Source organism: Streptomyces sp. BK208 (genome assembly GCF_004364245.1).
In the GTDB taxonomy this organism is placed as follows: Bacteria; Actinomycetota; Actinomycetes; order Streptomycetales; family Streptomycetaceae; genus Streptomyces.
Map to the genome: position 1 here is coordinate 109,509 of NZ_SOAV01000007.1, position 11,516 is coordinate 121,024.

Consider the following 11,516-nt stretch of genomic DNA (forward strand, 5'->3'; position numbering starts at 1 on the left):
CCATCCAAGCAGCAGCCGCCGAAGGACTCAGCTCCGCTCCAGCTCCCGCTCGCGCCCGCTGTCTCCCGTGCCCTGCGGCATCGCCGGGTGCATGCCCAGCAGCACGATGCCCGCCACGACCGCCGCGAGCCCGCCCGCCTCCCAGGCGAGTGCCGCGGGGCCCGTGTGCAGCCGGTCGCCGAGGAAACCGACCCCGCAGGCGATGCCCGCGAGCGGCTGGGCCGCCGTCAGCGCGGGCAGCGACCGGCGCAGGGGTGCCGTCTCGAACGCGCTCTGGACCAGGATCAGGCCGGTGATGCCGAGCACCACCACGGCGTACGGCTGCCAGCCCGTCAGCAGTTCCGCGAGACCGCCCGCCGAGAAGCGCCGGCCGCTGATCCGGGTCAGCGCGTCCTGCACCCCGTACACCAGCCCGGCGGCCAGGGCCAGCAGGGCCGGACCCCAGGTCAGCCGGAAACGGCCGGCGCACAGCGTGAGCAGGAGGGCCAGTCCGAGCATCACGCCGACGATCAGCCAGTGCCGCAGCGGGTCGGTCACCGCGCTGCCCCCGCGCGGCTCGCCGGCCAGGACGAACGCGCTCACCCCGCCCGCGAGCAGCGCGAGGCCGGCCCAGCCCTGGCGGCCCAGCGGCTGCCGGGTCCGGACGCGGGACAGGGCGAGGGCGAACAGGAGGTTCGTCGCCAGGATCGGCTCGACGAGGGTCAGTTCACCGCCGCCCAGCGCGACCGCGCCCAGCGCCATGCCGGCCACCATCAGCCCCATGCCGGCCAGCCAGCGCGGCACCCGCACGAGGTCGAGCAGGAGGCGGGGCGAGAGGAAGTCGCCCAGCGGAGCGCGCTCGGCCGCGTTCTGCTGGAGGACGAAACCGAACCCCAGGCAGCACGCGGCGCACACGGCGAGGACCAGGACCAGAACCGACACGCTGCGTACCTCGATCTCAGTCGGGTCACGGGGGCGTCGGGGACGACCCTAGTGCGGGCGCGTGGCGGGCGCCGGGCGAGCGGCGCATTCGGGGAGGGGGAGCAGGGGTGATCATCGACAAGTGCCCCTGGAGTCACGGCCGTTGACGCGTGTAACGCACTGATTCCTCTTGACGTCAAGCCTTGGCTGCCGGTTTGCTGTGCGTGATCAGTCCATGGCAATCCGATCATGGCGCTCCGGCTGCGACGGCCTACCGCGTCGCGTGAGGAAGTTCCCGCGGTGTCCCCACCCCCGCCTCCCCTCGGCCGCGGCCGAGGCCGCAAGCGTGCGGCCCAGGTCTTCGACGAGGCCCTCGACGACGCCGAACTCGTCACCGCGCGCGCCGCGTTGGCCCAGGGGCGGTGGCAGTCGGTCCGCTCCCTGCTGGTCCACACGGGTGACGACTGGGACCGCCGGGGGCACCGGGTGGCCGTACTCGCCAAGGAGCCCCACTGCGCCCCCTGGGCCCGCGAGTGGCTGCTCGCCGAGCCCGACTCCGCCGACGCGTCGGTGCTGCTCGCCCTCGCCCAGGTCCACCGCGCCCTGCGGGGCAAGGAGAAGCCCGCGCGAGCCCGCGAGGTCTGCCGTTCCGCCGCCGCCCTCGTGCCGGACGACCCCACGCCCTGGCTCGGGCTCCTCATGCTGGAGCGCTCCCTGGGCGCAGTCGAGGAGGTCGTCCGCGTCTTCGACGAGGTCCGCGGACGGTACGCCGACCACCATCACGCCCACCACCTGATGGTGGCCCGGCTCGCCGAGCGCGGCGGCGACGACGGTCCCGACCCCCTGCACGAGGTGTACGACTTCGCCGGCTGGGCGGCCGAGCAGGCCCCCGCCGACTCCCCGCTCGCCATCCTCCCGGTCGTCGCGCACGCCGAGCGCTACCGCGTGCTGGCCGCCGCCGGACACGAGTCCACCGACCCGGCCGCCTCGGGCCACTGGGCCGGACGCCGTGCCCGGCTGGTGATGAAGGCCGCCTTCGACTGGTGGCTGGAGTGGGAGCAGGACGGCCACCCGCGCCGGCTGGTCGACCTCAACTTCCTCGCCCACGCCAAGTCCTGCGAGGGCCGCGGCGCCGAGGCCGCGGCGCTGTTCCACCGCATCGGCGAGCACGTCACGCCCGCCCCGTGGTCGTACCCGGACCGCGATCCGTTCTCCGCCTTCCGCGCCGCCCGGGCCGGCGCGCTCGGCACGGCCTGACCGAACCGACGACCCGACGCAGCCCACCCACACGAGAGAAGGACGTCCTGCGATGACCACGGGCAGTTCGAGCACGAGCAGATCCGCGAGCGGTGGCGCCATCAGCACCTTCAAGGGCGAGGAGCGCGCCCTGCGCGCCGACCGGCTGGGTACGGGAGGACTGCTCCTGTCCGTGCTCGCCGCCACCGCCCCGCTCATGGTGGTCGCGGGCGTCATGCCCACCACCTACGCGGTGATGGGCATCGTCGGACAGCCGCTGCTCTTCGTGGTGCTCGGAGTGGTGCTGATCCTGTTCAGCGTCGGTTACGCCGAGATGAGCCGGCACGTCCACAACGCGGGCGCCTTCTACGCCTACATCTCCCGCGGCCTCGGCGGCACCGCCGGCGCGGGCGCCGCCCTGGTCGCGCTGGTCGCGTACAACGCCCTCCAGGTCGGCATCTACGGCATCTTCGGCTTCGAGGTCTCCGGTCTGCTGTCCACCTACGCCGACCTCGACGTGGCCTGGTGGATCCCGGCCCTGCTCGCGGTCCTCGCGGTCGGCGCACTGGGCTGGCTGAAGATCGACGTCAACGCGCGCGTGCTCGGCGTCCTGCTGCTCATCGAGGTCGCCCTCGTGGTGGTCTTCGACATCGCCGCCGTCGCCGACCCGGGGGCCCAGGGCCTGTCGTTGCACGCCTTCGACCCCGACACCCTCACCGGCGCCGGGGTCGGCACCGCGCTCTGCTTCTGCATCGCGGCCTTCCTCGGCTTCGAGCAGGCGCCGGTGTACGCCGAGGAGACCAGCCGGCCGCACGTACTGGTCCCGCGTGTCATGTTCCTGGCGGTCGCCGGGGTCGCGGTCTTCTTCGCGCTCAGCAGCTGGGCCCTCACCGTGGCCACCGGCCCCGACGAGATCGTCGGCACCGCGCAGGAACAGAGTGCCGGACTGCTCTTCTTCCTCACCGAGTCACGGCTCGGCGGCACCTTCACCGACGTGCTGCACGTCCTGTTCGTCACCGGCATGTTCGCCGCCCTGCTCAGCTTCCACAACGTCGTCGCCCGGTACACCTTCGCCATGGGCCGCGAGGGGCTGCTGCCCGCCGCCTTCGGACGCACCAGCGGCACCAGCGGCGCTCCCGGCACCGGCTCGCTGCTCCAGACCGCCGTCTCCGCGGTCGTCGTCACCGGCTTCGCCCTCGCCGACGACAAGCCGAACGGCGACCCGACCGAGCCCGTACTGCACCTGTTCACCTGGGGCGGCAACATCGGGGCTCTCGGCGTGATCCTGCTGATGGCCGCCGCCTCGTTCTCCGTCGTCGCCTTCTTCGTCCGGCGCGGGGCCGCCGGGGCCCAGGGCGTACGCCTGGCCACCTCCACGGTGGCGGGCCTCGCCCTCCTGGTGATCGCCGGCTACACGGTCAAGGACTTCGACGTCCTGGTCGGCGCGGGCCCCGACTCCGCCCTGAGCTGGGTCCTGCCCGGCATCATCGGTCTCGCCGCCGTCGCCGGCGTCGCCCAGGGCCTGGTCCTGCGCTCCCGCGCCCCCGAGCGGCACGCCCGCATCGGACAGGGCAACGAGGCGTTCCAGCTGGACAAGGCCGCGTCCTCCTGACGCGGGGCGGGGCCCGGCCGTATGCGCTGGGCACCGGCATGCGGACGGCCCCGCGCATACGGACGGCCCCGCGCATACGGACGGCCCCGCGCATACGGACGGCCCCGCGCATACGGACGGGCCCGCGCATACGGACGGGCCCCGGCCGCCGGAGCGGCAGGGGCCCGACTTGTGCGGGTCGCGGCTATATGAGCAGGGACAACAGCAGGACCAGGGCTCCGGCGACCACCGAGATGATCGTCTCCATCACGGACCAGGTCTTGATGGTCTGGCCCACGTTCAGCCCGAAGTACTCCTTCACCAGCCAGAAGCCGGCGTCGTTGACATGGCTGAAGAAGAGCGAGCCGGCGCCGATGGCCAGGACCAGCAGGGCGGTGTGCGTGGTCGACATGTCGGCCGCGAGCGGCGCGACCAGACCGGCCGCCGAGACGGTCGCCACCGTGGCCGAACCGGTCGCCAGCCGGATCACCACCGCGATCAGCCAGGCCAGCAGCAGCGCCGGGATCGACCAGTCCTTGGAGATCTCCAGGATCATCTGGCCCACACCGGAGTCGATCAGCGTCTGCTTGAAGCCGCCGCCCGCGCCGACGATCAGGAGGATGCCGGCGATGGGCGCCAGCCCCTTCTCGACCAGGTTCGACAGGCGGTCCTTGCCGAACCCGGCGGGCCGCAGCAGCGTGAAGATGCCGACGAGCACGGCGACCAGCAGTGCGATCAGCGGGTTGCCGACGACGTCGAAGGTGCGCTGCACCGTGTTCTCGGGGTCGTCCACGATGATGTCGACGAGCGCCTTGAGCAGCATCAGCGCGACCGGCAGCAGGATGGTCGCCAGGGTGGCACCGAAGCCGGGGCGCTTCTCAAGCTGCTCGGAGGCGCGCTGCGGGGTCATCCGGTCGGGAGCCGGGACGTCCACCCAGCGGGCCGCGTACTTCGAGAACACCGGACCGGCGAGGATCACCGTCGGGACCGCGATCAGCACGCCCAGCGCCAGCGTCACACCGAGGTTGGCGTGCACCGCGTCGATGGCGACCAGCGGGCCCGGGTGCGGCGGGACCAGACCGTGCATCACGGACAGACCGGCCAGCGCCGGGATGCCGATCCGCATCAGCGAGTAGTTGCCGCGCTTGGCGACCATCAGGACGACCGGGATCAGCAGGACGATGCCGACCTCGAAGAACAGCGGCAGTCCGATGACCGAGGCGATCAGCACCATCGTCCACGGCATCGAACGGGGCGTGGCCTTCGCGAGGATGGTGTCCACGATCTGGTCGGCGCCGCCCGAGTCGGCGAGCATCTTGCCGAGGATCGCGCCGAGGGCGATCAGCACGCCGACACCGGCGACGGTGGAGCCGAGCCCGGCGGTGAAGCTGGTGATCACCTTGTCCAGCGGCGCACCGGCGAACGCGCCGAGCGCGAGCGACCCGATGGTCAGCGACAGGAAGGCATGCAGCTTGAACTTGGTGATGAGCAGGACGATGACGGCGATGCCGAGGAGCACGGCGATGCCCAGCTGGGCGTGGCCCGCCGAGGTGATCGGCTCGACGGGGTCCGCTGCCAGCATCTCGACGCTGAGTCTGGTCACGGTGGTTCCCTTGCGGTGATGGGGATTCGGGGGAAGCTCGGGACCGCGCGCACGCGGGGCAACACGGCCCGGGGGAGGGGGGTGCGGGTGCTATCGCCCCGGCTCGGGGAGACCCTTCAGGGCGTCGACCGCCCGCTCGGTGATCTCCTCGGGGGTACCGGCGACGTCCACCGCGACTCCCGCCTCGTCCGCTTCCAGCGGCTGGAGCGTGGCGAACTGGGAGTCGAGCAGGGCCGTCGGCATGAAGTGCCCCTGCCGGTGCGACATCCGGTCCTCGATCAGCTCGCGGCTGCCCGTGAGGTGCACGAAGACGACACCGGGAGCCGCCGCCCGCAGCCGGTCGCGGTACGACCGCTTCAGAGCCGAACTGCTCACCACCCCACCGAGCCCGGCCCGCCCGTGCGCCCAGCCGCCGATGGCGTCGAGCCAGGGCCACCGGTCCTCGTCGGTGAGCGGGGTGCCGGCCGTCATCTTGGTGATGTTGGCCGGCGGGTGGAAGTCGTCGCCCTCGGCGTAGGGAACGCCGAGCCGGGCCGCGAGCAGGGGACCGATGGTGGTCTTCCCGGTGCCCGCTACGCCCATGACCACGACGACATGGGGGGTGTGCAGTTGCTGCATCGCACTCTCGCTGTCTGCTGTCTTCGTCGACACGTGATGTCGACGCAACTGAAACCCATTAGGTACGACGAATTCAAGAGACTGTGACATATAAGTCTGACTTTTTGTTCCCGTGACGTGCCCCGTACGCTGAGTGCATGAGCACACCGGGCCGGGGGCTGCACGGCCGCGTACTGGACACCCTCGGCCCCGCGATCACAGCGGGCGCATACCCCGCGGGGAGCGTTCTGCGCACCGACGAGCTGGCGCAGCGCTTCGAGGTGTCGCGTTCCGTGATGCGGGAGGCGGTCCGGGTGCTGGAATCCATGCACCTCGTCGAGTCACGCCGCCGGGTGGGCGTCACCGTCCTGCCCGAGTGCGAGTGGAACGTCTACGACCCGCAGGTCATCCGGTGGCGCCTGGCCGGCTCCGAGCGCCCCCGGCAGCTGCGCTCGCTGACCGTGCTGAGGTCGGCCGTGGAACCGGTGGCCGCGGGCCTGGCGGCCCGCCTCGCCACGCCGGAGCAGTGCGCCGAGCTGACCGAGTGCGCGCTCGGCATGGTCGCCAACTCGAGCGGTCACCGGCTGGAGGAGTACCTCTTCCACGACGTGGCCTTCCACCGCGTCATCCTCACCGCCTCCGGCAACGAGATGTTCGCCCGCCTCGGCGGCGTCGTCGCCGAGGTGCTGGCCGGCCGTACCCACCACGACGTGATGTTCGAGGACCCCGACCCGGCCGCCGTCACCCTGCACGTCCGCGTCGCCGAGGCGGTCCGCGCCCGTGACGCGGAGCGGGCGGAGCTGCTGACCCGGGAGATCACCGAGGGCGCGCTGCAGGAACTGGACATCCTGGCGCCGTAGGGCGCCGGCGGAGGCGTCAGTCGAGGAACTCCCCGTCCACGTAGACCCACGCCCCGTCGACCCGCTCGAACCGGCTCCGCTCGTGCAGCGAGCCACCCCGGTAGGACGCCCGGAACGTCACCGTCCCGGTGGCGTGGAAGGCCGAGCCGTCGGCCGTGCCCGAAATCTCCAGACCGGTCCACCGCATGCCCGGGTCCAGGTCGAGCCGCGCCGGCCGCGTCCGCGGATGCCAGGTCCGCAGCAGGTACCCGGCGTCGCCCTTCACGAAGGCGCTGTAGCGCGAGCGCATCAGGGCCTCGGCCGTCGGGGCGGCGGCCCCGGCGTGGAAACGGCCGCAGCACTTCGCGTACGGCTCGGGCCGCCCGCACGGGCAGGAAGGCGTGGTCATGACGGCCATTGTGCCCGCCCGCCGGAGCGGCCCGGGAACCGGGAAACCCGAACCGGAAAAGCAGAAGACCCCTGCTCGGCAGGGGTCTCAGCTGGTGTCCGAGGGGGGACTTGAACCCCCACGCCCGATAAAGGGCACTAGCACCTCAAGCTAGCGCGTCTGCCATTCCGCCACCCGGACAAGGTGTCTGTCGTGCGGGTGTTTCCCCGCGGCGACGACGTAAACATTACCAGGCTTTCCGGGGTGGCCGATCACCCCCTCCTTGGGCCCGGGCGGCCCAGGGAGGAGGATGAGGGGGACCCACCAGCAGTGACATCGGCACTGACATCGGCAGTGACAGCGGGAGGAACCACGTGAGCGACTCGGGCACGGCCAGGAGCGTCACCGGCGAGGACGAGGTCGTCGACCTCTGCCGCGAGCTGATCCGGATCGACACCAGCAACTACGGCGACCACTCGGGGCCGGGCGAGCGCAAGGCCGCCGAGTACGTCGCCGAGAAGCTCGCCGAGGTGGGACTCGAACCGAAGATCTTCGAGTCCCACCCCGGACGCGCCTCCACGGTGGCCCGGATCGAGGGCGAGGACCCGTCAAGGCCCGCGCTGCTCATCCACGGCCACACCGACGTCGTCCCGGCCAACGCGGACGACTGGACCCACCACCCCTTCTCCGGGGAGGTCGCCGACGGGTGCGTGTGGGGGCGCGGCGCCGTCGACATGAAGGACATGGACGCCATGACCCTCGCGGTCGTCCGCGACCGGCTGCGCAGCGGACGCAAGCCCCCGCGGGACATCGTGCTGGCGTTCCTCGCCGACGAGGAGGCCGGCGGCACGTACGGCGCCCGTCACCTCGTCGACAACCACCCCGACCTCTTCGAGGGCGTCACCGAGGCGATCAGCGAGGTGGGCGGCTTCTCGTTCACCGTGAACGAGCAGCGCCGCCTGTACCTCATCCAGACCGCCGAAAAGGGCATCCACTGGATGAAGCTGACCGTGGCCGGCACCGCGGGACACGGGTCGATGATCCACCGCGACAACGCGATCACCGAGCTGTCGGAGGCCGTCGCGCGCCTCGGCCGGCACAAGTTCCCCGTCCGCGTCACCAAGACGACCCGGGCCTTCCTCGACGAACTGGGCGACGCGCTCGGCACCGAGCTGGACCCGGAGGACATGGAGGGGACGATCGCCCGGCTCGGCGGCATCGCCAAGCTCATCGGCGCGACCCTGAGCAACACCGCCAACCCGACCCAGCTCGGCGCGGGTTACAAGGTCAACGTGATCCCCGGGGAGGCCACCGCACACATCGACGGGCGCTATCTGCCCGGGTACGAGGAGGAGTTCCTCGCCGACCTCGACCGCATCCTCGGACCGCACGTGCGGCGCGAGGACGTGCACGCCAACAAGGCCGTCGAGACCACCTTCGACGGAGCGCTGGTCGACGCGATGCAGTCCGCGCTGGTAGCGGAGGACCCGGCCGCGAAGGCGATCCCCTACATGCTCTCCGGCGGCACCGACGCCAAGTCCTTCGACGACCTGGGCATCCGGGGCTTCGGCTTCGCGCCGCTCAAGCTGCCGCCGGAGCTGGACTTCGCGGGCATGTTCCACGGGGTCGACGAGCGGGTGCCGGTCGACGGACTCCGGTTCGGCGTACGGGTGCTCGACCGCTTCATCGACGCGTCCTGAATCGCCCGTGTGTACGGCGGGTGACCGGCACGAGTGAATGCGCTCATAAGCTCGTAGCCTCATTACTCCCTCCTCGTTACAGCTAATGCGATCGGCAATACGGGATCGCGTTTGCCAACTAGGAGGAACAATGCTCAAGAAGGTCGTCGCCGCTGCGGCAGCCACCGGTGGTCTGGTTCTCGCGGGCGCGGGCATGGCCGTCGCCGACTCCGGTGCCCAGGGTGCCGCCGTGCACTCGCCCGGCGTCCTTTCCGGCAACGTCGTTCAGGTTCCCGTGCACGTGCCGGTGAACGTCTGCGGCAACACGATCTCCGTGATCGGTCTGCTGAACCCCGCCTTCGGCAACGTCTGCATCAACAAGTGACGTTGTGCCTCGCCCCGTGAGGATCTGATTCCGTCGGCCCCGGAGTGCACGCCATGCGCTCCGGGGCCGACGGCCTTTCGGGGGACATGTGAGGCGAAAGGGCGACGGCCGCGCCGGAATTCCGGCACGCTCGGCATTCGCGGTACCACGGGACCAGGACAAGGCAGGTATTCAGGAAATGCGACAGGTCACCCGCAAGGGCCTGATGACGATGGCGGCGGCCACCGGCGTGATCGCCGCCGCGGGCGGCGCCGCCCACGCGGACTCCGGCGCGCACGGCGGTGGTTCCGGTTCGCCCGGCGTGCTGTCCGGCAACACGGTGCAGGCCCCGGTGCACGTGCCGGTGAACGTCTGCGGCAACACGGTGGACGTGGTCGGCGTCCTCAACCCGGCGATGGGCAACAAGTGCGCCAACAAGGGCGGCGGTGCCTCCGGAGGGCACGGCGGCTACGGCGACTCCGGGGGCCACGGGGGGTCGCACGGCGGCTCCCACGCCGGCGGTCACGCGACGGACTCGCCAGGCGTCGGTTCCGGCAACCACGTCCAGGTGCCGATCGACGTGCCGGTGAACGTGTGCGGCAACAGCGTGAACGTCGTGGGCGCCCTCAACCCGGCCCTGGGCAACGACTGCGACAACAAGGGCGGACGCGGCGGCCACTCGACGCCGCCCGGCGGCCACGAGACTCCTCCCGGCGACCATGAGACGCCCCCGGGAGACAACGAAACGCCTCCCGGCGAGCCGGACAACCCCGGCAACCCGGGTACGCCGGACAACCCCGGCACCCCGGGCAACCCGTCCGGACCGGGCGGTGAGACGCCGGGCGGCTCCGAGCCCCGTGACGACGCGGCGCTCGCCGAGACCGGCAGCGACCTGCCGCTGGGCCTCGCCCTGCCGGTGGGTGCCGGCGCGCTGCTCGCGGGCACGGTGCTCTACCGCAAGGCGCGCGCCTCGGCCTGAGAGGGCGCACCGGCACACGCAGCGGGCTCCGCACACCGGCGGGGCCCGCTGCGTGTCCGCCTCCGTCACTCGCGCCCGGCCGGGCCCGGCCACCTCACCAGGTGGCGCGCACCTGGCGAATGATCCGCCGCCGCAACCGCACCTTGCGGCTGCCGTCACGCAGCAGGGTCAGGCGGTACAGCTCCCAGTGTCCGTACTCGGCATGGTCCGTCAGCTGGCGTGTCGCCTCCTTGCGGGTGACCCCGCGCGGTAGGTACACATCGACAAATTCGTATTCCGGCATCGAATCTATTGTGCGGGCTGGGGCCCGGTACGGATAGCGTCTGCACTATGTCTGATGCTGCGCAGCCCACCGCTGCCGAGGTACGCGCCGCCGCCGAGGCGGTCAAGACCGCGCTCGACCGCCACCTTGCCGCGGTCGAACGCCGGTCGGGTGAGGAAGACCCGGCCGTCTACGACGCGTTCAACGAGCTGGCCGCGGCCGCGGAGGCGTACGACGAACTGCTCTACGACCGGTACGACGAGGTCACCCCCTTCGAGATCCCCGGCGAGGACACGATGCCGCCGTACACGGGCCCCGAGGAACCGAGCGCCCTGAGTGTCCTGATCCGCCGCGACTACGCCGTGGCGGAGCCGCAGCGGCTGATGGCCCAGGCCAGAAGGGTGGAGGCGGCGGACGAGGAAGCCCCGGACGTGGAGACCTCGGGCACGGTGCACGGAGCTCTCGGACTCCTCTTCGGCGAGTTCGAGCCGGACGAGATCGCCTCCCGGCACAAGGAGTTCGGGCTGGAGGAAGGCGACTCCACGCTCTGGGTGACGGCCGCCGACGAGAGCGCCGAGCCCGGTGAGTGGCTGGAGGCGCCGTTCGAGCAGGTCGACCCGCAGCGGGTGGTCTGCCGCTTCGACGTCAGCGCGGTCTTCGACGAGGAGTTCGACGACGACCTCGACGAGGACGAGGACGGGGACGCCCTGGCCGAACTGGACGAGGACCTCGACACGGACCCGGACGAGGACGGCGAACCGGCGCGGCTTGAGGCGGACCGCTGAGCGGTGCGAGCACGCCGCACCGGCCGGCCTGACGGCCGCGGAGGCGTTCACGGCGGCGGTCACGGGAACACCCGGCGACCGCCGCCGTCGGCTGTGCCGAAGGCACCCGCGCCGGCCGCCCAGCCGCGCGCGACACCACCGGTCGCGTGCCAGGACCAACCACCACGCTCCGGGCAGTGCCCCCCAGTGCCCCCAGTGCCCCCAGTGACCGCCGCGGTCGATCGGGTGAGCGGAACGGACTGTCCCGGCCCTCCGGTCTGCTGACGCCTGACGCCTGACGCCTGACGCCCGAC

12 protein-coding genes and 1 tRNA gene are annotated in these 11,516 nt (G+C 71.8%); 7 read left to right on the forward strand and 6 right to left on the reverse strand.

Features of this window, described 5'->3' with window-relative positions:
- Nucleotides 1-27: 27 nt before the first annotated feature.
- The gene (locus EV562_RS18790) at nt 28-921 is read right to left on the reverse strand and encodes a DMT family transporter (RefSeq protein ID WP_133887969.1); all 894 of its coding nucleotides are present in this window, start codon (nt 919-921) and stop codon (nt 28-30) included.
- Between the two features lie 279 nt (nt 922-1,200).
- On the opposite strand from EV562_RS18790, the gene EV562_RS18795 reads away from it, so the two are divergent.
- The gene (locus EV562_RS18795) at nt 1,201-2,157 is read left to right on the forward strand and encodes a hypothetical protein (protein WP_133887970.1); all 957 of its coding nucleotides are present in this window, start codon (nt 1,201-1,203) and stop codon (nt 2,155-2,157) included.
- Nucleotides 2,158-2,209: 52 nt separating this feature from the next.
- Entirely contained in the window at nt 2,210-3,748 is a 1,539-nt protein-coding gene (locus tag EV562_RS18800) for an APC family permease (protein WP_133887971.1), read from the forward strand.
- 184 nt (nt 3,749-3,932) lie between these two features.
- Here the strand turns inward: EV562_RS18800 and EV562_RS18805 are convergent, their stop codons facing one another.
- Together EV562_RS18805 and EV562_RS18810 are read right to left on the reverse strand one after the other, a co-directional pair.
- Nucleotides 3,933-5,330 carry a gluconate:H+ symporter gene (locus tag EV562_RS18805; protein ID WP_133887972.1) on the reverse strand — a complete coding sequence of 466 codons (1,398 nt, stop codon included), beginning with the start codon at nt 5,328-5,330 and terminating at the stop codon, nt 3,933-3,935.
- 90 nt (nt 5,331-5,420) lie between these two features.
- Nucleotides 5,421-5,948 carry a gluconokinase gene (locus EV562_RS18810; protein ID WP_133887973.1) on the reverse strand — a complete coding sequence of 176 codons (528 nt, stop codon included), beginning with the start codon at nt 5,946-5,948 and terminating at the stop codon, nt 5,421-5,423.
- A gap of 137 nt (nt 5,949-6,085) precedes the next feature.
- Between EV562_RS18810 and EV562_RS18815 the strand changes: the two genes are divergently transcribed.
- Entirely contained in the window at nt 6,086-6,787 is a 702-nt protein-coding gene (locus EV562_RS18815) for a FadR/GntR family transcriptional regulator (protein ID WP_133887974.1), read from the forward strand.
- 16 nt (nt 6,788-6,803) lie between these two features.
- Here the strand turns inward: EV562_RS18815 and EV562_RS18820 are convergent, their stop codons facing one another.
- Together EV562_RS18820 and EV562_RS18825 are read right to left on the reverse strand one after the other, a co-directional pair.
- A complete protein-coding gene (locus EV562_RS18820; protein ID WP_133887975.1) occupies nt 6,804-7,175 on the reverse strand; it encodes a YchJ family metal-binding protein in 372 nt (123 codons plus the stop codon).
- A gap of 92 nt (nt 7,176-7,267) precedes the next feature.
- Nucleotides 7,268-7,355, reverse strand: a tRNA-Leu gene (locus EV562_RS18825).
- Nucleotides 7,356-7,528: 173 nt separating this feature from the next.
- Between EV562_RS18825 and EV562_RS18830 the strand changes: the two genes are divergently transcribed.
- The 3 genes from EV562_RS18830 to EV562_RS18840 all read left to right on the forward strand — a co-directional run bounded on the left by EV562_RS18830 (nt 7,529) and on the right by EV562_RS18840 (nt 10,176).
- Complete coding sequence (locus EV562_RS18830) at nt 7,529-8,854, forward strand: M20/M25/M40 family metallo-hydrolase (RefSeq protein ID WP_133887976.1); 1,326 nt, start codon at nt 7,529-7,531, stop codon at nt 8,852-8,854.
- Between the two features lie 130 nt (nt 8,855-8,984).
- Nucleotides 8,985-9,218 carry a chaplin ChpH gene (gene chpH / locus EV562_RS18835; protein WP_003977150.1) on the forward strand — a complete coding sequence of 78 codons (234 nt, stop codon included), beginning with the start codon at nt 8,985-8,987 and terminating at the stop codon, nt 9,216-9,218.
- Between the two features lie 178 nt (nt 9,219-9,396).
- Entirely contained in the window at nt 9,397-10,176 is a 780-nt protein-coding gene (locus EV562_RS18840) for a chaplin (RefSeq protein WP_133887977.1), read from the forward strand.
- 94 nt (nt 10,177-10,270) lie between these two features.
- Here EV562_RS18840 and EV562_RS18845 read toward each other — a convergent pair whose 3' ends face one another.
- Nucleotides 10,271-10,459 (reverse strand): DUF5703 family protein, encoded by a 189-nt coding sequence (locus EV562_RS18845; RefSeq protein WP_007388288.1) that lies wholly within the window; start codon nt 10,457-10,459, stop codon nt 10,271-10,273.
- Between the two features lie 47 nt (nt 10,460-10,506).
- On the opposite strand from EV562_RS18845, the gene EV562_RS18850 reads away from it, so the two are divergent.
- Nucleotides 10,507-11,223, forward strand: coding sequence for a hypothetical protein (locus tag EV562_RS18850; protein WP_133887978.1), 717 nt, complete (start codon nt 10,507-10,509; stop codon nt 11,221-11,223).
- The last annotated feature ends 293 nt before the right edge of the window (nt 11,224-11,516 follow it).